Genomic DNA, 20,023 nt, shown 5'->3' on the forward strand with positions numbered 1-20,023 from the left:
CCTGCACACCACCAGACTGCTGATTTCAAAAGCAACACACACGTTGTGTTTCCTTATGCATTGATGCACTGCTGCACGGCCACCGTAATCAGGCTGCGAGCGCTTTAAGGGACAGGTTGGTCTGCACAGTCAGCTGAAAACAGGGACAATCGAAACTTTGCATTCATCACCCCGGGTTCTCATGGCCGCCATTCGCAGTTTACGTTCGCTACTTGATCCATTCACCATGACGCTGCTGGCGGTTGTCTTGCTGGCTTCGTTACTGCCTGCGCAAGGCCAGATTGCCACAGGCTTTGAATGGTTGACAACAGCAGCCATTGCCCTGCTTTTTTTCATGCATGGCGCCAAACTCTCACGCGATGAAATTGTGCGCGGCATTACGCACTGGCGGCTGCATGCCATCGTATTTGGCTGCACATTTGTCTTCTTCCCTCTTCTAGGCGTCGCCCTCAAACCCGTGGTCGCGCCATTGGTTGGCGATGGCCTGTACTACGGCATTTTGTACATGTGTGCGCTGCCCGCGACGGTACAGTCAGCCATTGCCTTTACTTCTTTGGCTCGCGGCAATATTCCGGCCGCTATTTGTAGCGCCGCAGCCTCCAGCCTCATTGGCATTTTCATCACACCTTTGCTGGTCATTTGGCTACTGGGCGCAGAAGGCGATCAGACCGCGCATACGCTGGACGCCATTCAAAAAATCATTGTGCAATTGCTGCTGCCCTTCATCGCCGGTCAAATTGCCAGGCGCTGGATTGCCGGTTGGATGAAACGCAACAGCCACTGGCTCAAGCACGTAGACCGCTCCTCCATCGTATTGGTTGTCTATACGGCGTTTAGCGAAGCAGTAAACCAAGGGCTGTGGACCCAGGTCCCACTCAAAAATCTGTTGGCTCTGGTGGCAGTGTGCTGTGTGTTGCTGGCGATTGTCCTAGTGGCCATCTGGTATGCAGCCAAGCTGATGGGCTTTGACCTGGAAGACCGCATCACCATCTTGTTTGCAGGCTCCAAGAAAAGTCTCGCAACCGGTGTGCCAATGGCCCAGGTGCTATTTTCCAGCGCCAGCCTGGGCGTGATGCTGCTTCCCATCATGATCTTTCACCAGATCCAGTTGATGGTTTGCGCCGTGTTGGCCCAGAAATTCGCTGAGCGCCCCCAGCAACACGATTGAGTTGCCACAAAACGGCCCTCAAGCTCCTTGCATCCATAGACTGAACTGACTCCCCGTTGTGGCGATGCAGCACGCCCCAGCAGCCAGGCCTGATACAAGCTGCGCAAGCAGCTTTGCAAAGAGTATCTGATCAACTGCACCACCTGCACCCATTCAGCCAGTTTGACTGTCGCCAAGGTGCAAGCGTGCTTTTGTTATGGATGCTGGGAACTTCGCTTCAAGCAGCCTCTCCACCAAGGGCTCACTTAAGCCGTTGATAAACCAGACATTTATTACCCGACAAAAATAATAGGGAATATGCTATAATACGGGAAAACACTGCATCGCCCTTGCTTGCAGGCCCATTTTTTGGGCACGCAAGCCCTGAGCGGCGCTAGGTGAGGTCGGCGCCTTTTGCTTCGGCACAACCGTTCAGAAGGTGTTTCTGTCAATTCACGGAAAAAGGAACCACGCCATGAGATTAACGACTAAAGGCCGCTTTGCTGTCACTGCCATGATTGATTTGGCTTTGCGCGAGGGCAACGGCCCTGTAACACTTGCGGCCATCAGCCAGCGCCAGCAAATCTCTTTGTCTTATCTAGAACAATTGTTTGGCAAACTGCGTCGCCACCAACTGGTCGAATCCACTCGCGGCCCTGGTGGTGGCTATACGCTGGCACGTAAAGCCAACGATATCACAGTCGCGGACATCATCGTCTCGGTTGATGAGCCGATTGATGCTACCCATTGCGGCGGCAAGGAAAACTGTCTGGGCGAAGGCGAGCGTTGCATGACGCATGACCTCTGGACGGCACTGAATCAGCGCATGGTTGAATTTTTGGATTCGGTCACACTGAAAAAATTGGTTGAGGAACAATTGGCCAAAGGCGTTCAGATTGAAGAGCGCAGCCCCGCCAGACGCACCATTTCTTCTGCGCCAGTGGTCAAACCCATTCGCGTCAATGCACCCAACTCGGTATTTGCCTTGGGTGGTGTGCTCGCCAAATCCTGATCGCCACTTTAGGCTGCAATACAGTGCGCAACGCCACTGTGCCCCTTACCAGTTAGTACAAGAACCCCATCATGACTCCACATTTCCCTATTTACCTCGATTATGGCGCAACTACTCCAGTCGATCCGCGCGTGGTTGAGGCAATGATTCCTTGGATTGGCGAGCATTTCGGCAATGCCGCTTCGCGCAGCCACGCTTGGGGCTGGGAAGCGGAGGAAGCGATTGAGACTGCGCGCAAAAACGTCGCCGATCTGATTGGTGCAGACCCTCGCGAAATCGTCTGGACCAGTGGCGCAACTGAATCTGACAACCTGGCCATTAAAGGTGCAGCCCACTTCTACAAAGGCAAGGGCAAGCACCTGATCACCGTCAAAACCGAGCACAAGGCCGTGCTGGACACCATGCGTGAGCTGGAGCGCCAAGGTTTTGAAGTCACCTACCTTGATGTCAAGGACGATGGCCTGCTGGACTTGGCCGTGCTCGAGGCTGCATTCCGCCCAGACACCACTTTGCTGAGCGTGATGGCGGTGAACAATGAGATTGGCGTGGTACAGGACCTGGCCACAATTGGCAAAATGTGCCGCGAGCGCGGCATTATTTTCCACGTCGACGCCGCACAAGCTACCGGCAAAATCGACATTGACTTGAACACCTTGCCAGTCGATTTGATGAGCTTGGCCTCGCACAAATCCTACGGCCCCAAAGGCATTGGCGCCTTGTACGTGCGTCGCAAGCCCCGTGTGCGCCTGGAAGCGCAAATGCATGGTGGCGGTCACGAGCGTGGCATGCGCTCAGGCACCTTGGCCACCCACCAAATTGTGGGCATGGGCGAAGCCTTCCGCATTGCACGCGAAGAAATGGAAAAAGACCGCGCACATGCAGCCCGCCTGCAAAAACGCCTGCTTGATGGCCTGACCGACATGGAGCAAGTGTTCGTCAATGGTGACATGACACAGCGCGTGCCGCACAACCTGAACATCAGCTTCAACTTTGTTGAAGGCGAATCGCTGATCATGGGTATCAAAGGCATTGCCGTCTCTTCTGGCTCGGCCTGTACTTCGGCCAGCCTGGAGCCCAGTTATGTATTGCGCGCCCTGGGCCGCAGCGATGAGCTGGCGCACAGCAGCTTGCGCATGACCTTTGGCCGCTTCACCACCGATGAAGATGTGGACTACGCGATTCAAACCATTCGTGAGAATGTGATTCGCCTGCGTGAATTGAGCCCGCTGTGGGAAATGTACCAAGACGGCGTCGATTTGAGCACCATCCAGTGGGCTGCCCACTAAAAGTGGCATACAGGCCTCGGAGCGATAAGCACCCATGGCCTGAAAGATACGGCAAGGGCATTGTCTGCATTGCAGCGGCCCATTGATTTTTGATTGCTGCGACCCCACATGAGCGATACAGCTTGGCAGCATGAACAAGTAAAGAAAAGGAGCTTGCAATGGCTTACTCAGACAAAGTGATTGACCACTACGAAAACCCCCGCAACGTTGGCTCGTTTGACAAGGGCGACAACTCCGTTGGCACCGGCATGGTTGGCGCGCCCGCTTGTGGCGACGTGATGAAGCTGCAAATCAAAGTGAATCCGACAACGGGTGTGATCGAAGACGCACGCTTCAAAACCTATGGTTGTGGCTCCGCAATTGCGTCCTCGTCGTTGGTGACAGAGTGGGTCAAAGGCAAGACACTGGACGAAGCAGCAGCCTTGAAAAACAGCATCATTGCAGAAGAGCTGGCCTTGCCACCAGTGAAAGTGCACTGCTCAATCCTGGCAGAAGACGCGATCAAGGCAGCTGTGCAAGATTACCGCGACAAGCAGCCACAAAGCCAGCCGGCCTAAGCAGGTTCAATCCATTGATTAGCGCCCTGCCCTAAAACCCTCAAGCCCAAGGCAAGTAAACGCATTTGGGCCTGTTTTAGACAGACGCGATGATGATTTAAAGGAAATGTCCCTATGGCCATCACATTGACAGAAGCTGCAGCACGGCATGTCACGCGCTATATGAACAAGCGTGGCAAAGGCTTGGGCGTGCGCTTGGGCGTTAAAACCACAGGCTGTTCCGGCTTGGCGTACAAACTGGAATATGTGGATGAAATACAAGACTTGGACGTGGTGTTTGAAAACCATGGCGTCAAACTCTTGATTGACCCCAAAAGCTTGGCGTACCTGGACGGCACGGAGTTGGACTTTGTCCGCGAAGGCCTCAATGAAGGCTTCAAGTTCAACAACCCGAATGAACGCGATCGCTGTGGCTGTGGCGAGAGCTTCCGAATTTAATTCGAAGCAACACGTCTTCGCGCTCCATCCGTTTTCGCCCATTTTATGGTTGGCCGCCTGCCTTTGGGGCGGCCTTGTTTTTTGCATGCACCACAGCCTGGTGCCTTGATGGCTATGAACCTCCAATCCGATGATTTTGAGCTACTGGGTGTGGCCAAACAATTCAAGCAAGACGCGGCCGAGCTGGCCCAGCGCTGGAAATCACTGCAAGCCCAAGTTCATCCGGATCGTTTTGCCAATGCATCTTCAGCAGAAAAACGCATGGCCATGCAATGGTCGGTGCGCGCCAATGAGGCTTATCAACGCCTGAAAAATCCACTCTCACGTGCAAGCTATTTGTGCGAACTGCATGGCCTGCCCATTGGCGCCGAAGACAACACGGCGATGCCCAAGCAGTTTCTGATGCAGCAAATGGAGTGGCTGGAAGCCTTGGATGATGCACAGACGCAAGGCGACGTCAACAGCATCACCGCTGAGGTACAGGCCGAACTTGACAAAACCATTGCGGCCACAGAGCAAGCACTGGATGAGCACCAGCAATACGAAACCGCTGTGGAGCAGATCCGCAGCTGGATGTTTCTCTCGCGCTTTATGGAGCGTGTGCGCGCGCGCCAGCTGCAACTGCCAGCCAGCCGCCCATGACCTAATTGAGCGCGCAGCCCAGCGGCTGTTGGCGCAAAGACCGATTCGAAGGAGCCCTGACCGACTATGGCATTGATGCAAATTGCCGAGCCCAACCAAAGCCTCGATCCACACCAGTTCAAACTGGCCGTGGGCATTGACTTGGGCACCACGCACTCTTTGGTGGCCGCTGTGCGCAACGGCCAGGCCGAGTGCCTGCCCGATGAGCAAGGCCATGTACTGCTGCCCTCAGCCGTCCATTACCCGCAAGGCGCAGCGCGCACCATTGGTTATCGCGCGCTGGAAGCAGGCGCGAGCGATCCTGCCAATCTGGTGGTATCTGCCAAACGTTTGATTGGCCGCAGCCTGGCAGAAATCGCCCACCAGGAGCAATTGCCTTACACCTTGGTTGAATTAACCGGTGAAGAAGGCGCGATCAACCTCGCGGTGCAAACCGGAGCCGGCCCCAAAACCGCAGTGGAAGCCAGCGCCGAGATTCTGGCGACCTTGCGCCAGCGAGCCGAAGACAGCTTCAATGACGATTTGTATGGTGCTGTTGTTACCGTACCGGCCTATTTTGACGATGCCCAGCGCCAAGCCACCAAAGATGCCATTCGGCTCGCAGGCATTCGCTTGCTGCGCTTGATCAATGAACCCACGGCAGCTGCGATTGCCTATGGTCTGGACCACGGTAGCGAAGGCGTGTACGTGGTGTACGACTTGGGTGGCGGCACCTTTGATGCCTCGATTTTGCGCATGACGCAAGGCGTGTTTGAGGTACTGGCCACAGGTGGTGACTCTGCCCTGGGCGGTGATGATTTCGATGCTGCGATTGTGCAATGGGCCATCGCCGAAGTCGGTGCAGCACCGAGCAACAGCGCCGAAAAAGCCTTTGCCCTGAGCCAGGCCCGCAGCGCCAAAGAAGCGCTGTCCGAGCTGGACCAGGCGCCACTGCAAGTGCGCTGGGCTGGCAAGAGCCAAACCCTGACGCTGACACGCGAGCAGCTCGCTGCATTGGCTCAGCCTTTGATCGCACGCACCTTGGAGTCCATCAAAGCAACTTTGCGCGATGCCGATTTGGGTCCGCAGGATATTGAAGGCATTGTGATGGTTGGCGGCTCGACCCGTTTGCTGGCGGTGCAGCAGGCGGTGGCAGCACTGTTTGGCAAAACGCCATTGACTAACCTCAATCCCGATGAGGTGGTGGCCTTGGGCGCTGCGATCCAGGCCAACCAATTGGCCGGCAATAGCCGCAGCCAAGACGATGTTTTGCTGCTCGATGTCGTGCCCTTGTCGCTGGGCATTGAAATCATGGGCGGCATGACCGAGCGCATCATTCCGCGTAACGAAACCATCCCGACCGCCAAAGCCCAGGACTTCACCACCTACAAAGACGGCCAAACCGCCTTGGCCATTCACGTGCTCCAAGGCGAGCGTGACATGGTGGCTGACAACCGCAGCTTGGCACGCTTTGAGCTGCGCGGCATTCCGCCCATGACCGCAGGGGCTGCACGCATTCGCGTCAGCTTCACGGTGGATGCCGATGGCTTGCTCAGCGTCACCGCCCAAGAGCTGATCTCGGGTGTTGAAGCCAGCGTGCAGGTCAAGCCCACGTACGGCCTGGCCGACTCGGAGATCGAGCGCATGCTGCGCGAGAGCTTTGCTACAGCCCAAGAAGATATCCAAGCCCGCGCTAAAGCCGAAGCGCGTGTGGACGCAGAACGTCTGGTGCTCTCCACCCGCTCGGCACTGGCAGCCGATGGCGATCTCTTGTCTGCACAAGACCACGAGCGCATTGACGGCTTGATCGCGCACATCCATGCGATGATTGAAGCCGGTTGCGCAGCGGACATTGAAGCGGCCACCCACGCGCTGGCGCACGGCACAGAAGCATTCGCTGCAGAGCGCATGAACCGCAGTATCCAACAAGCCCTGGCGGGCAAAAACGTGCAATCTCTGTAATCAGATAAACGCTTCGCACCGCCATTGCCCCCATTAGATTTGATCCACGTATGCCTAAAGTCATTATTCTTGCCCACGCTGAACTGGCCCCCAATGGAGCCGAGCTCGATGTGCCTACCGGCACCTCAATCTGCGAAGCCCTGTTGGAAAACGGCATTGAAATCGAGCATGCCTGCGATATGAGTTGCGCCTGCACCACCTGCCACGTGATTGTGCGCAAAGGCTTCAATTCCTTGAACGAGCCAGAAGAAACCGAGGAAGACTTGCTGGACAAGGCCTGGGGCCTGGAGCCGCAATCGCGTCTGAGCTGCCAGGCAATTGTTGCCAACGAAGACCTGACGGTTGAAATTCCCAAATACACCATCAACCACGCCAAAGAAAACCATTGAGCGAGGTGCCCTACCGCTGCATATAGCAGCCGGTCCCTCTTACAAAAAGCGCTTGTCAAAGCGCTTTTTGTGCATTTGGCTCTCGCGCACAGCCGCATGCGAGATCGGGCTGCTCAGCCTCTATCCACGCTGCCTGGCGCAGGCAACCTGGTGCTCGCATGGCCATTGGTTGCAGAAAGGTACTACTTGACCATATAATTAGCTACCTTATCATATGGCGCCTTCAATGGAGTTAGATCAAAAATACCAGGCCCTGCTCGCGCAGGCACAGCAGCAGCGGCTGCCGCAAGCGGACAACATCCGTTTGTGCTTTGAGACCTTGTCGCTGGCCAGCCGCATCGACCGTGATTGCGCCAGCTTATTGGCACCGCACGGTTTGACAGAAGGCCGCTTTGTGATGCTGTTTTTATTGGCAGCGGCCAACGATGGACTTGCGCCGCATGCACTGGCGCAGCAAGCAGGTATCAGCCGCGCCACGGTGACGGGCTTGCTCGACGGCTTGGAACGTGATGGCCTGATTGCACGCCATGCAGAAGCCGCAGACCGCCGCGCCTTGCGCATACGCTTGACAGAGCACGGCCTGCAAGTCGCACACACGGTGTTCGCGCAACATACACGCTGGATCAGCACCCTGTTTGCGCCTCTGACAGAGCCAGAACGCATGCAGCTGTCAGTGCTGCTGAACAAAGTCGCGCAGGGATTGCCTGCCACCAAACACGGAGCCATGCCATGACCAACACCCCAAAAGCACGCCCCATCGCACGCAAAGGTGCGAGCCGCACGGCCGATATTCCTGCCGACGTGCTACAAGCACTGTCCAAAGGCGAGATCGCCAGCGCCACGTTGACAGAGTCACTCGCACTGGACTACATGCTCTTGCTACGCACAGCGTTCCCAAATCTGCCTGCAGCCGTGCTCACCCAAGCCGAGCAAGCTTGTACGCTGGGCATTGCAAAACGCATGCGCAGCATCGGCAGCTTGCTCTGGGATGCGCTGGGTGCCGACGGCATCGTCCAATGCCAGCAGCATGGCTCTGACACCGTGCGGGCCTGGGCCTGCTTCATGCTGGCTGCTGCGCCCGCAGCCTCGCTGGAGCAGCGACTCAGCAGCATGGCTCCGCTGGCCGATGACTCCCATTTTGGCGTGCGTGAATGGTCCTGGTTGGCACTGCGCCCGCATTTGGCACAACAGCTGCCCGAGGCGATCCAGGCCTTGACTGCCTGGACCGCGCATCCGTCTGAATACATGCGCCGCTTTGCCAGCGAATCCCTGCGCCCGCGTGGCGTATGGTGCGCCCACATCAACGAGCTGAAACAAGATCCCGCACTGGCACTGCCGATTTTGCAGCCATTACGCGCCGATGGCAGCGTGTATGTACAAGATTCCGTGGCCAACTGGCTCAACGATGCTGCCAAAGACCAGCCCGACTGGGTGCGCGCGCTGTGTCAGCAATGGCTCAGTCAAAGCAACAACCCCGCCACCCAACGCATTGCCGCACGCGCCCAGCGCAGCTTGTAATCCTATCTGACACTGATCACCCGACTATAAAACCCATGAAACATTACCTTGTTGAGTTGTATACCCCCAATGCCGCATGGAAAGCCCTGCCCGCGCAAGACAAACAGGCCTGGCTGGCCAGCATTCAAGCCGCGATGGGAGGCTTGGCTGCATTGGGTGTCGAGTTGCTCAGCTTGAGTGCCATTGCCCCTGGCATTGCGCACAACAGCCAGCACCAGTTCATCGGCATTTGGCGCTTTGAATCAGCCAGCGCCAGAGATGCCCTGCTCTCAGGCATACAGGCCTGTGGCTGGTACCAATATTTTGACCACCTGAACGCGGCCTGCGAAAGCGGCAGTTTTGAAACGCATTTGGCGGCCCTGCAAGCGGCTTAATTCGCTAGCCTGGCATGGTGAACGCGCCCCGCCAGCACAAAAAAAGAGCCTGACTCCACCATGGAGTCAGGCTCTTCGTACTTGAAGGCGTCCATAAGGGCAGGCCTCACCGACGCACAGGCAACAGCTCGGATTATTGTGAACCATCACCCAGCACAATGCCTTCGCGGCGCGGGTCCACGCCCCCTTCCCATTGGGTCTTGCCATCGCGTGTCACACGCATAATGGTCGAGATGCCGCTGGATTGCGCGCCATTATTGATCGTATGGCCTTTGGCTTGCAGACCTGCGATCAAGCCTGTCAGGTCCAGAGTGGTGTTGGCACCATCGATATTCGTGGTGCGGCTATTGGTGGCACCAAAGTCGACCATCGACGTGGCCATTTGGGCGTCCATGTCCCAGTCCAGCGCACCCACCACCGTTTTGAGCACGTACTGGATGATGGTGCCGCCGCCTGGTGAGCCAGTGGCCATCAGGAACTCGCCTGGCTCAGTGCCTTTAAAGACCAGCGTAGGCGCCATCGTGCTGCGTGGGCGCTTGCCGCCTTCGACACGGTTGGCCACCAGATCACCATTGGCATCCACTGGGTTGGATGAGAAGTCAGTCAACTGGTTGGACAGCAAGAAACCTTCTACCATGTGGTAGGAGCCCATGCTGCCTTCCACCGTGGAAGTCACAGAGGCCACGTTGCCGTATGCATCGGTGATCGAGAAGTGCGTTGTGCCGTACTCCACCGTGGTGTCAATGCCTTGGTTGCGTGCCGTACCAAAATCACCAGCAGCCGCCACGCCCATGCTTTGATCCAAGCTGATCAAGTTGGCGCGGGCCTTCAGGTAGTCCTTGTTGAGCATGCTGGAGACGCCATTGGCGGGCAATGGCACGAAGTCGGTATCGGCGACGTATTTATCGCGATCGGCATAGGCCAGGCGTGAAGCCTCAGAGACCAGGTGCACCCCCATCACATCAGGAATACCACCTTCAACCGTGGCGTTCGCTGGTGGGTATTTTTTCAGCTCAAAGTTCTCCAAAATACCTAGGGCTTGCACAATCGCGATACCGCCTGAAGACGGTGGCGACATGCTGCACACATAGTATTCATTGCGGTACGTCGTACAGACCGGGTCACGCTTTTTCGGCTGGTAGGCGGCCAAATCGGCCATCGTCATCAGACTTGGCGTCATCGGTGTTTTGGCTGCATCGTCGCCGACGCTTTGCTGCGCTTTGGCAATGATCGCCTGGGCAATCTCACCCTCGTGCAAGGCATTGGCGCCACGCGCTTTCAAAGCCTCAAGGGTTTTCGCATAGGGCGCGTTGGTCATGGTCTCACCGCTCTTGCGAGGTGAACCATCCGGGTGAAAGAAAATCTCCATCGCATTGCCATCAAGCGCCAAGTTACTGGCGTTGCTGGCGATCGCACTGCCCAAACGTGCTGGGATGACAAAGCCTTTGGAAGCCAAGCTGATGCCGTCGTCAAACAATGCATTCCATTGCAGTTTTCCGTGCTCTTTTTGCGCCATCTCGAACATGCGCATTGCGCCTGGCACCCCAATCGAGCGGCCACTGCGGCGTGCATTTGGCAGCGGCGCTGTCGAGTTTTCATCCGCCTGATCCTGGCGCATCAAGTAGTAGTTGCCAGCCGCGGCAGGCGCAGTTTCGCGGCCGTCGTAGGCAGTGACTTTCTTGGTCGCAGCATCGTAGTACAGCATGAAAGCACTGCCGGCCAGGGTGCTCGATTGTGGCTCGACCAAGCCCAGAACGGCTTGCACAGCGACTGCCGCGTCTGCAGCCGTGCCACCGGCGCGCAGCACTTCACAGCCAGCCTTGCTGGCCAGTGGCGTGTTGGCTACGACCATGTAGCTGTTGGAATATTTGGCTTTGTAGCCCAAGCGGTAACCCGAGGCGGCCTCAGGTGCAGCTGGATCGCCCGGTAAACCCGAGCCGACGACCACGCCGGTGCCGTTACTGGATGCGACGGTGCAGCTATTGGGGTTGGTATCGACAATCAGGTCGCTGGAGACGATATTGTCATTGCCACCACCGCAAGCGGACACAAGCACAGCAAAAGCAATAGGTGTCAGCATCAACAAGGATTTCTTGTTCATCCAATGTCCTTTTTTATTTGGTAGAGATAAACCACAACAGGTGCACCAGCTCAAGCATAAACAGTGCCAGCCTACATAGTTACAGCATTCTCAAGACATTTTTCCGAACCTGCATCAGCCAAAACCCTTGGAGTTTGCGCTTATTCGTAACGGCGCGTATCGTCAATCACCTTGCCATCATTGGGCAGTGCGCCAAGTTCGACCTGCGTTACATCACAGCGCAATTTGGTCACCTCTCGCATGGCTGCCGCAATGGCCTGCGTGCTCTCACCAAGGCCATCCAATGCTTCAACCTGTAGCAACATGTGGTCATTGGCCATGGCCCCGCTGATCACCAGACGCGCCTTGCGAATCGATGTAAAACGCTTTAGCACTTCAGCCACTTGCGCCGGATGCACAAACATGCCGCGTACCTTGGTGGTTTGATCAGCGCGGCCCATCCAGCCTTTGATGCGTGTGTTGCTGCGCCCTGTCGGGCACATGCCAGGCAGGACGGCTGACAAATCTCCTGTGCCAAAGCGGATCAACGGGTAGTCGGGGTTGAGTGTGGTGACCACCACCTCTCCCACTTCGCCTTCGGGCACCGGCTCGTTGGTGCCTGGCCTGACAATTTCCAGCAGCACGGCCTCGTCAACCACCAAGCCTTGACGCGCCTGTGTTTCGTAAGCAATCAACCCCAAATCAGCCGTTCCATAGGCTTGGTAAGCCTCAATACCCTGCTCTTGAAACCAGGCTCGCAAAGAGGGCGGCAAGGCCTCGCCAGAAACCAGGGCTTTACGGATACTGTGAATAGGCAATTGCAACTCTTGGGATTTTTCAATCAGCAGTCGCAAAAAGCTCGGCGTGCCCACATAGGCGGCAGGCTTGAGCTCGGCAATCGCTTGCACCTGTTGCTCGGTCTGGCCAACGCCGGCTGGAAATACCGTGCATCCCAGCGCGTGGGCAGCCGTCTCCATCATCGAGCCAGCTGGCGTGAAATGGTAGCTAAAGCTGTTGTGTACCAGATCACTGGCTTGAAAACCTGCGGCACGCAAAGCCCGTGCCATGCGCCAATAGTCCTGGCGCAAGCCTTCCGGCTCGTAGATTGGGCCAGGGCTTGCAAACACTCTGGGCATGGCAGCGCCAAACCCAATCGTCGCAAAACCACCAAACACATTGCCGCCTTGCGCGCGAACGTGCTGTTGGCGCTCCAACAGCTCGGATTTACGTGTCACCGGCAATTGGGCCAGGGCTGCGCGGCTGGTCACCGCCGCAGCATCCACGCCCTGCAAAATGCTGGCAAATGCCTGGCTGTGTGCTTGGGCATGGGCAATTTGGGCCGGCAATGCGGCCAGCAGCGCCTGCTCTCGCTCTTGCGGAGCACGCGTCTCAAGCGCATCCAATGGGCTGGTCATGCAAATGGCTCCTCATGTATAGATCCTAAAAAACAAGTGTGCCCAGCCCATGCACTGGATTTCAGCGCAGGGCAAATGGGCAGATGAACGGGTGCACTGGCGACGGGCTCAATGCACCATTGGAGTGCGGCGTTTACGCCAACCAGCGTTTGCGGCGCTTGTAGCTTTTGACATCGCGAAAGCTTTTACGGCCATCGCCGCCCACGCCTAAATAGAACTCTTTGACATCGGAGTTGCTGGCCAGCGCCTGGGCCTCGCCGTCCATCACAATGCGGCCTGACTCCATGATGTAGCCGTAATCGGCGTATTTCAGCGCCATATTGGTGTTTTGCTCAGCCAGCAAAAACGTGACTTTTTCTTTGCTGTTCAAGTCTTTGACAATGTGGAACACCTCTTCGACGATTTGTGGCGCCAGGCCCATCGAAGGCTCATCGAGCAAGACCAGATTGGGGTTGGTCATCAGCGCGCGGCCAATCGCGCACATTTGCTGCTCGCCGCCTGAGGTGTAGGCCGCTTGTGAGGTGCGCCGTGTTTTCAGGCGCGGGAAATAGTTGTAGACCTTGTCCAGATTGGCTGCAATCTCGCCCTTGTCCTTGCGTGTATAGCTGCCTGTCAAGAGGTTTTCTTCAATCGTCAGGTGGGCAAAGCAGTGCCTTCCCTCCATGACCTGCACAACGCCGCGCTCTACCAGATCAGCGGGCGACAAGGCTTCAATGCGCTCACCGCGCAATTCGATCGAGCCTTTGGTAACCTCACCACGCTCGGCCTTGAGCAAGTTGGAAATGGCCCGCAGGGTCGTGGTTTTACCCGCCCCATTGCCGCCCAGAATTGCCACAATGCCGCCTTCTGGAACGACCAGGGACACGCCTTTGAGCACCAGGATCACATGGTTGTAAATGACCTCAATGCCATTGACTTCGAGAATGGTTTTCGCACCAGCAGGTGCAGTGGCATTATTCATGGCGAACCTTTTCAAAAATCCGTTCTTCCAAATATCAGCGAAACAAGGCGCTGGTCCTGCAGCAAGCTCAGCGCACTGTGACCAGGTCAGCGCCCTGCGATCAGGTCGCCATCACTGCACTGCGCTGCAATCGCGCGGTGTGACGTTCTTTTCCTTGGCGTAGCGATCGGCATACTCCTTGACCAGCGGAGCTACGACACTTTGGTCAGCCTGGTACCAGTCAGAAACCACTTCGAATTTGCTGCCATCCCACTGCGCAATACGCGACCAGTCTTCGCCAATGTGGTTTTTGCAGCTGGTTTTGATCGGTCGCACAATGCCCTCAAAACCCAGCTCTTTCAGATCGGCCTCGCTCAAGTCCAGGTTCTCAAAACCCCAGCGCACCTGCTCAGGCGTCATGGGTTTGTCTTTGCCGAATTTTTCTTGCGCCGCCTTGATGGCTTCGACTTGCAGCATCGCAATGACCATGCCGCGGGTGTGGGCCAGCTGGCCCAAGCTCGCAGCGGATGCCGCGCTGCCCTGGCCTTTGTCGTAGAGTTCGGTCTTGATCGCATCATGCACAGCGCCTTTGGCTGCTGTGTTGTGGATGGTCACGGTGTTATAGCCTTTGGCACCTTGGCCAATTTCACGCACATCGTGGTCAGAGCCAGCCCACCAAACGCCATAAATTTTCTCGCGTGGATAGCCGGTGGCCTGGGCTTCGCGCACCGCCGTTGGGGTCATCACACCGGCACTCCACAACAAGGTGTAGTCCGGACGCTGCTGGCGAATTTGCAGCCAGGTGGATTTTTGTTCGACGCCAGGCGCTGTCACCGGCAGCAAAATCAGCTCAAAGCCTTCTTTCTTGGCGCGCGCTTGCAAGAGCGGGATTGGCTCTTTGCCATAAGGCGAGTCGTGGTAGACCAAAGCAATTTTCTTGCCTTTGAGGTTGCCGTTTTCCTTCTTCATAATGTCTTGAATGATGGAGTCAGCAGCCGTCCAGTAGGTGCCCAGCAGCGGGAAGTTCCACTCAAACACCTCGCCATCGACCGATTGGGACAGGCCGTAACCAGGCGTGAATACCGGCATTTTGTCGCCGGGAGCGCGGTCGCTGACGGCAAAGGTGATGCCGGTCGATTGGGTCTCAAAGCCCGGTGCGCCGCCGTTCTGGCCTTTCATGCGCTCATAGCATTCAACCCCGCGGGCCGTGTCGTAGCCGGTCTCGCATTCTTCATACTTGATTTGCACGCCGTTGATGCCGCCACGTGCATTGACCAGCTTGTAGTAGTCCAGTTTGCCATCAGCCCATGGCACGCCCAAGGGCGCAAACTGGCCAGTGCGGTAAACCAAGGCGGGCACGTATTGCTCTTGCGCTTGGGCATGGGCGACACTGCCCAAAGAGCTCAACAAGGCCAGTGAACTCGCTGCAGCCAGCAAGGTGTGAGATAGCTTCATGGATGTCTCCTTAATGGGTTTGAAATAGTGAAGCACACGGGGAAAACACAAAACCAGATTCAGTGTGGGAACGGCCAGACACGCATTTTTTGGCGGGCTGTGGCCCACAAACGCGCCAAGCCATGGGGTTCAACAATCAGAAAGAACACAATCAGCGCACCAAAAATCATGTGTTCCACATAGGTCACGGTGGCAGTGGACAGGGGCAGGCCAATCGCATGCGGCACCAAGGTCAGCACCAGCGGCAGCATCACAAAAAAAGCCGCACCAAACAACGCCCCCGAGATTGAGCCTAGGCCTCCAATGATGATCATGAACAGCAGCTTGAACGACATATCAAGGTTAAAGGCCGCTGGCTCCCAAGCACCTAGGTGCACAAAGCCCCACAACGCGCCAGCCAGACCAATAATGAACGAGCTCACAGCAAACGCACTGAGCTTGGCATACACAGGACGAATCCCAATCACGGCGGCGGCTACGTCCATGTCACGGATGGCCATCCATTCGCGCCCTATTGCACTGCGCACCAGGTTTTTGGCCAGCAGCGCCAGTACACAAAAGATCGCCAGCACCAGCAGGTATTTCTCCATTGGCGTGCTGATGTGCCAGCCCAGAATCTCCAACTGGCGCGCACTGACCGAGCCTGAAGACGAGTTATTGGTCACCCACGCAGCGCGGCTGGCCAGCCAGTCCATGAAAAATTGCGCAGCCAAGGTGGCCACTGCCAAATACAGGCCGCGAATGCGCAAGCTGGGAATGCCAAACAGCACACCAAACACCATCGCAAACACACCGCCGCCCAACACGGCCAAGATCAAGGGCATGCCATCGATGCGCATTTGCAGGTTGTAGGCAGCATACGCACCGACCGCCATGAACGCGCCTGAACCCAAGGAAATCTGGCCGCAATAACCAACCAGAATGTTCAACCCCAATGCCGCCAAAGCCAGAATGACGAAGGGAATCAACACCGCCTGGTAAAAATAATTGGTGGCAAACAATGGCACCACCAGGAATGCGGCGGCAATCAGCACGTAGATCGCATAGCGGTCTTGGGCGACAGGGAAAATTTGCTGGTCTGAGCGGTAGTTGCTCTTGAATTGACCGTTTTCACGATAAAACATCTCGGCTCCTCCTGCTTAAACTCGGTCAATGATCTTGTCGCCAAACAAGCCTTGTGGCCTGAAGAGCAGGAATGCCAACGCCAACACGTAAGCAAACCAAATTTCAATCCCACCGCCCAAGTACGGGCCGAGGTAGATTTCAGAGAGTTTCTCGCCCAGGCCAATGATCAGGCCGCCGATGATCGCGCCTGGCACCGAGGTCAGGCCCCCCAAAATCACCACCGGCAAGGCTTTGAGGGCCACCAGCGACAGCGAGAACTGCACACCTGATTTAGAGCCCCAGATGATGCCGGTGACCAAGGCCACGCCGCCTGCGACTGACCAGACAATCACCCAGATGCGTGAGAGCGGAATACCAATCGACTGGGCTGCCTGGTGGTCGTCAGCAACAGCCCGCAGCGCGCGGCCAGTGCGGGTTTTCTGGAAAAACAGCGACAAGGCGGCGACCAAAACCATCGCAATCACCGCTGCATAAAGGTCTTCTTTGCTGACCAGGATGCCACCTGGAAACACGCTTTCAAGCACAAAGATCGGCTCTTTGGGCATGCCCACATCAATGCCATAGACACCGCTGCCGTACAGCAATGGTCCCAGGCCATCCAGAAAATAAGCAATGCCAAGTGTGGCCATCAGCAAGGCGATGGGCTCCTGATTGACCAAATGGCGCAAGGCCAGTCGCTCAATCAACCAGGCAATCGCAACCATTGCAGCCATTGACACGGCCATTGCCAGCGCCAGTGTCCACCAGACCGATTGCACGCCCAGCCACTCAGGAATCCACTGTGCAAAGCGGGCCATCGACAGTGCCGCAAACAAGACCATTGCGCCTTGGGCGAAATTGAACACGCCTGAGGCTTTGAAAATCAGCACAAAGCCCAGCGCCACCAATGAATACAACATCCCGGTCATCAAACCACCTAGGACGGTTTCGAGAAAAAATGCCATCGTCGTCTCCCGTAAATCCTAAGGGGTTAATGTTCTGCGCCTAAATACGCACGAATGACATCGGGGTTGCTGCGCACCTCATCGGGGCTGCCATCGCCAATTTTCTTGCCGTAATCCAGCACCACGACACGGTCAGAAATGTCCATCACCACGCCCATGTCGTGCTCAATCAAGACAATCGTGGTGCCAAACTCCTCATTGATTTCCATGATGAAGCGGCTCATGTCTTGCTTCTCTTCCATGTTCATGCCAGCCATCGGTTCATCGAGCAGCAACACCTGTGGCTCCATCGCCAGCGCACGCCCCAAGTCCACCCGCTTTTGCAGGCCGTAGGGCAGCTGGCCCACTGGGGTTTTGCGATAGGCTTGAATTTCCAGAAAGTCGATGATTTTTTCGACATATTCACGGTGGACAATTTCTTCGCGCTCAGCCGGGCCAATGCGCAGCGCCTGCAGCAAGATATTGCTTTTGATCTTCAGGTTGCGCCCAGACATGATGTTGTCAATCACGCTCATGCCCTTGAACAGCGCCAGGTTCTGGAAGGTGCGCGCCACGCCCATTTCGGCAACCTGGCGCGAATTCATGTGCGAGAAGGTCTTGCCACGAAACGTGATCGCGCCCTCTTGCGGTTTGTAGACGCCATTGATGCAGTTGAGCATCGAGCTTTTGCCCGCGCCGTTAGGACCAATGATGGAGCGAATTTCATGCTCATGCACATCAAAGGAGATATCGGTCAGGGCTTTGACGCCGCCAAAGCGCAAAGAGATGTTTTTGACATCGAGAATCACCTCGCCAATGTTTCTTGTCGTCATATCAGGCAGCCTTTCTGTGAGCAGGCGTGGTCTTGGCATCGAGGATGCTCAGCGTGGCATTGACCTGACCGCTGCGGCCATCTTCAAACTTCACCAAGGTCTCAATGTATTGCTCGGTTTTGCCGCTGTAGAGCGCATCGATCAGGACCGCGTATTTATCGGCCACAAAGTTGCGGCGGATCTTGCGGGTGCGCGTGAGCTCATCGTCATCGGGATCCAGCTCTTTGTGCAACACCAGAAAACGCGTAACTTGGGTCGCCTCCATGCCCTCTTCGCTGGCCAGCTCGTGGTTGACCTTGGCAATGCAGTCAGCGACCATCTCCAACACCGCTGGCTTGCCAGCCAAATCAACATAGCCCGCATACGGCAGGTTGCGCTTTTCGGCCCAGTTGCCCACGGCCTCAAAATCAATATTGATGAAGGCGCACACGGCATCACGGCCATGGCCAAAGCACACCGCTTCTTTGATTTGCGGGAAGAATTTGAGCTTGTTCTCAATGTAGTTAGGCGCAAACATCGCCCCGCCATTGAGTTTGCCTACGTCTTTGGCACGGTCGATGATGCGAAGCTGGCCATCCGAATCCAAGACCCCGGCATCACCGGTCATGAACCAGCCATCGGCATTGAAAATCTCGGCCGTGGCATCCGGGCGGTTGTAATACTCTTTCAGCACCGACACACCTTTGACCAGCACCTCCCCGTTATCGGCAATCTTGAGCTCAATGCCTGGCGCAGCCTCGCCCACGGTGTTGAGTTTGACCTTGCCGTTTTGCTGCAGGCACACATAAGCGCAGGTTTCGGTCTGGCCGTAGAACTGCTTGAGGTTAATGCCAATCGAGCGGTAGAACTTGAACAACTCTGGCCCAATCGCAGCGCCAGCGGTATAGGCAACGCGAATGCGCGAAAAGCCCATCACATTGCGCAATGGCCCGTAGACGAAGGCATTGCCCAACGCGTACTGCATGCGGCTCATGAAGCTGACCGATTTACCGTCCAGGATATCGGCCCCAACGCGCTGTGCCACGGCCATGGCTTTGGCATACATCCAGCGTTTCAGGCGCGATGCATCCTCCATGCGAATCGACACGCTGGTGAGCAGGCCCTCAAACACACGAGGCGGTGCAAAATAATAGGTCGGGCCAATTTCTTGCAAATCGATTTGCACCGTGCTGGTCGATTCTGGGCAATTGATTGAAAAGCCCGCAACCAGCCACTGAGCAAGCGAGAACAAATGGTCGCCAACCCAGGCAGGCGGCAAATAGGAAATCACATTGTCTTGGTGGTTCAAGCCATCGACGGTGGCCGCCCCCTTGGCCGAGGCCGAGAACGAGCGGTGCGTTTGGCACACCCCCTTGGGTTTGCCAGTCGTGCCCGAGGTGTACAAAATGACCGACACATCGTCAGGCTGGCCAGCAGCGACCGCTTGCTCAAACACACCGGGGTGTTGCTGGTCCCATTGGCGCCCCAGCTCCAGCAATTGCTCGACACTGAGCAAACCGGGCTGGTCATAGCCGCGCATACCACGTGGGTCGTCGTAAATGATGTGCTGGAGTTGCGGATAGGTTTCGCGAATCTCTAGCAACTTGTCGACCTGCTCCTGGTCTTCGGCAAATGCAATCTTTGCCTGACCATCGGCCACCACATACGCCATTTCTGCAGCCACCGCATCTTGGTACATCGGCACCGGGACTGCACGCAGGCATTGTGCGGCAATAAAGCTCATATAGGCATAAGGCCGATTGCCTGAGACCAAAGCCAAATTCTGGCCTTGCGTCAAACCCAATGCAGCCAGGCCGCAAGCCAGCGCACGCACATCGGCGGCCACTTCGGCCCAAGTCCATGTCTGCCAGATACCGTATTCTTTTTCTCGAATCGCCGGATCCTGAGGCCTCTGCTGAGCGTGCTGCAGCATCAACCGCGGAAATGTTGTCTCCATAACCAGTGCCTT

Annotated in this window: 19 protein-coding genes; 11 read left to right on the forward strand and 8 right to left on the reverse strand. The window is 56.5% G+C overall.

The features are described from left to right. Positions 1 to 181: 181 nt before the first annotated feature. The 11 genes from E8K88_RS13700 to E8K88_RS13750 all read left to right on the forward strand — a co-directional run bounded on the left by E8K88_RS13700 (position 182) and on the right by E8K88_RS13750 (position 9,304). The gene (locus tag E8K88_RS13700; protein ID WP_205880094.1) at positions 182 to 1,168 is read left to right on the forward strand and encodes a bile acid:sodium symporter family protein; all 987 of its coding nucleotides are present in this window, start codon (positions 182 to 184) and stop codon (positions 1,166 to 1,168) included. 454 nt (positions 1,169 to 1,622) lie between these two features. Next, positions 1,623 to 2,159, forward strand: coding sequence for a Fe-S cluster assembly transcriptional regulator IscR (iscR, locus tag E8K88_RS13705; protein ID WP_136407244.1), 537 nt, complete (start codon positions 1,623 to 1,625; stop codon positions 2,157 to 2,159). Between the two features lie 71 nt (positions 2,160 to 2,230). Continuing rightward, the gene (locus tag E8K88_RS13710) at positions 2,231 to 3,445 is read left to right on the forward strand and encodes an IscS subfamily cysteine desulfurase (protein ID WP_136407245.1); all 1,215 of its coding nucleotides are present in this window, start codon (positions 2,231 to 2,233) and stop codon (positions 3,443 to 3,445) included. Between the two features lie 158 nt (positions 3,446 to 3,603). Next, positions 3,604 to 4,002 (forward strand): Fe-S cluster assembly scaffold IscU, encoded by a 399-nt coding sequence (gene iscU, locus E8K88_RS13715; RefSeq protein WP_136407246.1) that lies wholly within the window; start codon positions 3,604 to 3,606, stop codon positions 4,000 to 4,002. 114 nt (positions 4,003 to 4,116) lie between these two features. Then, a complete protein-coding gene (gene iscA / locus E8K88_RS13720; protein ID WP_136407247.1) occupies positions 4,117 to 4,440 on the forward strand; it encodes an iron-sulfur cluster assembly protein IscA in 324 nt (107 codons plus the stop codon). Between the two features lie 114 nt (positions 4,441 to 4,554). Next, positions 4,555 to 5,082, forward strand: coding sequence for a Fe-S protein assembly co-chaperone HscB (hscB, locus tag E8K88_RS13725; protein WP_136407248.1), 528 nt, complete (start codon positions 4,555 to 4,557; stop codon positions 5,080 to 5,082). Positions 5,083 to 5,148: 66 nt separating this feature from the next. After that, a complete protein-coding gene (gene hscA / locus E8K88_RS13730; protein WP_136407249.1) occupies positions 5,149 to 7,023 on the forward strand; it encodes a Fe-S protein assembly chaperone HscA in 1,875 nt (624 codons plus the stop codon). Between the two features lie 50 nt (positions 7,024 to 7,073). Continuing rightward, positions 7,074 to 7,412 carry an ISC system 2Fe-2S type ferredoxin gene (gene fdx / locus E8K88_RS13735; protein ID WP_136407250.1) on the forward strand — a complete coding sequence of 113 codons (339 nt, stop codon included), beginning with the start codon at positions 7,074 to 7,076 and terminating at the stop codon, positions 7,410 to 7,412. Positions 7,413 to 7,638: 226 nt separating this feature from the next. Then, positions 7,639 to 8,145, forward strand: a complete 507-nt coding sequence (locus E8K88_RS13740; protein ID WP_136407251.1) for a MarR family winged helix-turn-helix transcriptional regulator — start codon at positions 7,639 to 7,641, stop codon at positions 8,143 to 8,145. Next, complete coding sequence (locus E8K88_RS13745; RefSeq protein ID WP_136407252.1) at positions 8,142 to 8,930, forward strand: HEAT repeat domain-containing protein; 789 nt, start codon at positions 8,142 to 8,144, stop codon at positions 8,928 to 8,930. The genes E8K88_RS13740 and E8K88_RS13745 overlap by 4 nt, the downstream gene beginning before the upstream one ends. A 35-nt stretch (positions 8,931 to 8,965) precedes the next feature. Beyond that, positions 8,966 to 9,304 carry a DUF6616 family protein gene (locus E8K88_RS13750; RefSeq protein ID WP_136407253.1) on the forward strand — a complete coding sequence of 113 codons (339 nt, stop codon included), beginning with the start codon at positions 8,966 to 8,968 and terminating at the stop codon, positions 9,302 to 9,304. A 133-nt stretch (positions 9,305 to 9,437) separates the two neighbouring features. Here the strand turns inward: E8K88_RS13750 and E8K88_RS13755 are convergent, their stop codons facing one another. From E8K88_RS13755 to E8K88_RS13790, 8 genes are all read right to left on the reverse strand, one after another. Next, positions 9,438 to 11,405, reverse strand: coding sequence for a gamma-glutamyltransferase family protein (locus tag E8K88_RS13755; RefSeq protein WP_136407254.1), 1,968 nt, complete (start codon positions 11,403 to 11,405; stop codon positions 9,438 to 9,440). 140 nt (positions 11,406 to 11,545) lie between these two features. Next, positions 11,546 to 12,799, reverse strand: coding sequence for a phenylacetate--CoA ligase family protein (locus E8K88_RS13760; RefSeq protein ID WP_136407255.1), 1,254 nt, complete (start codon positions 12,797 to 12,799; stop codon positions 11,546 to 11,548). Positions 12,800 to 12,932: 133 nt separating this feature from the next. Beyond that, positions 12,933 to 13,760, reverse strand: a complete 828-nt coding sequence (locus E8K88_RS13765) for an ABC transporter ATP-binding protein (RefSeq protein WP_136407256.1) — start codon at positions 13,758 to 13,760, stop codon at positions 12,933 to 12,935. 111 nt (positions 13,761 to 13,871) lie between these two features. Next, on the reverse strand, positions 13,872 to 15,194 hold the full coding sequence (locus tag E8K88_RS13770; RefSeq protein WP_136407257.1) for an ABC transporter substrate-binding protein: 1,323 nt from the start codon (positions 15,192 to 15,194) through the stop codon (positions 13,872 to 13,874). A gap of 59 nt (positions 15,195 to 15,253) precedes the next feature. Beyond that, a complete protein-coding gene (locus E8K88_RS13775; protein ID WP_136407258.1) occupies positions 15,254 to 16,318 on the reverse strand; it encodes a branched-chain amino acid ABC transporter permease in 1,065 nt (354 codons plus the stop codon). Positions 16,319 to 16,333: 15 nt separating this feature from the next. After that, positions 16,334 to 17,263 carry a branched-chain amino acid ABC transporter permease gene (locus E8K88_RS13780; protein ID WP_136407259.1) on the reverse strand — a complete coding sequence of 310 codons (930 nt, stop codon included), beginning with the start codon at positions 17,261 to 17,263 and terminating at the stop codon, positions 16,334 to 16,336. 26 nt (positions 17,264 to 17,289) lie between these two features. Further along, complete coding sequence (locus E8K88_RS13785; RefSeq protein WP_136407260.1) at positions 17,290 to 18,075, reverse strand: ABC transporter ATP-binding protein; 786 nt, start codon at positions 18,073 to 18,075, stop codon at positions 17,290 to 17,292. A gap of 1 nt (position 18,076) precedes the next feature. Continuing rightward, positions 18,077 to 20,011, reverse strand: coding sequence for an AMP-dependent synthetase/ligase (locus tag E8K88_RS13790; protein WP_136407261.1), 1,935 nt, complete (start codon positions 20,009 to 20,011; stop codon positions 18,077 to 18,079). Between the last annotated feature and the right edge of the window lie 12 nt (positions 20,012 to 20,023).

This window comes from Lampropedia aestuarii, assembly GCF_004803635.1.
GTDB classification, from domain to species: Bacteria; Pseudomonadota; Gammaproteobacteria; order Burkholderiales; family Burkholderiaceae_C; genus Lampropedia; species Lampropedia aestuarii.

Excerpts from the sequence above, each read along its gene's own strand:
- E8K88_RS13700 (WP_205880094.1), top strand. The coding sequence starts at position 182 with ATGGCCGCCATTCGCAGTTTACGTTCGCTACTTGATCCATTCACCATG.
- iscR (WP_136407244.1), top strand. The coding sequence starts at position 1,623 with ATGAGATTAACGACTAAAGGCCGCTTTGCTGTCACTGCCATGATTGAT.
- E8K88_RS13710 (WP_136407245.1), top strand. The coding sequence starts at position 2,231 with ATGACTCCACATTTCCCTATTTACCTCGATTATGGCGCAACTACTCCA.
- iscU (WP_136407246.1), top strand. The coding sequence starts at position 3,604 with ATGGCTTACTCAGACAAAGTGATTGACCACTACGAAAACCCCCGCAAC.
- iscA (WP_136407247.1), top strand. The coding sequence starts at position 4,117 with ATGGCCATCACATTGACAGAAGCTGCAGCACGGCATGTCACGCGCTAT.
- hscB (WP_136407248.1), top strand. The coding sequence starts at position 4,555 with ATGAACCTCCAATCCGATGATTTTGAGCTACTGGGTGTGGCCAAACAA.
- hscA (WP_136407249.1), top strand. The coding sequence starts at position 5,149 with ATGGCATTGATGCAAATTGCCGAGCCCAACCAAAGCCTCGATCCACAC.
- fdx (WP_136407250.1), top strand. The coding sequence starts at position 7,074 with ATGCCTAAAGTCATTATTCTTGCCCACGCTGAACTGGCCCCCAATGGA.
- E8K88_RS13740 (WP_136407251.1), top strand. The coding sequence starts at position 7,639 with ATGGAGTTAGATCAAAAATACCAGGCCCTGCTCGCGCAGGCACAGCAG.
- E8K88_RS13745 (WP_136407252.1), top strand. The coding sequence starts at position 8,142 with ATGACCAACACCCCAAAAGCACGCCCCATCGCACGCAAAGGTGCGAGC.
- E8K88_RS13750 (WP_136407253.1), top strand. The coding sequence starts at position 8,966 with ATGAAACATTACCTTGTTGAGTTGTATACCCCCAATGCCGCATGGAAA.
- E8K88_RS13755 (WP_136407254.1), bottom strand. The coding sequence starts at position 11,405 with ATGAACAAGAAATCCTTGTTGATGCTGACACCTATTGCTTTTGCTGTG.
- E8K88_RS13760 (WP_136407255.1), bottom strand. The coding sequence starts at position 12,799 with ATGACCAGCCCATTGGATGCGCTTGAGACGCGTGCTCCGCAAGAGCGA.
- E8K88_RS13765 (WP_136407256.1), bottom strand. The coding sequence starts at position 13,760 with ATGAATAATGCCACTGCACCTGCTGGTGCGAAAACCATTCTCGAAGTC.
- E8K88_RS13770 (WP_136407257.1), bottom strand. The coding sequence starts at position 15,194 with ATGAAGCTATCTCACACCTTGCTGGCTGCAGCGAGTTCACTGGCCTTG.
- E8K88_RS13775 (WP_136407258.1), bottom strand. The coding sequence starts at position 16,318 with ATGTTTTATCGTGAAAACGGTCAATTCAAGAGCAACTACCGCTCAGAC.
- E8K88_RS13780 (WP_136407259.1), bottom strand. The coding sequence starts at position 17,263 with ATGGCATTTTTTCTCGAAACCGTCCTAGGTGGTTTGATGACCGGGATG.
- E8K88_RS13785 (WP_136407260.1), bottom strand. The coding sequence starts at position 18,075 with ATGACGACAAGAAACATTGGCGAGGTGATTCTCGATGTCAAAAACATC.
- E8K88_RS13790 (WP_136407261.1), bottom strand. The coding sequence starts at position 20,011 with ATGGAGACAACATTTCCGCGGTTGATGCTGCAGCACGCTCAGCAGAGG.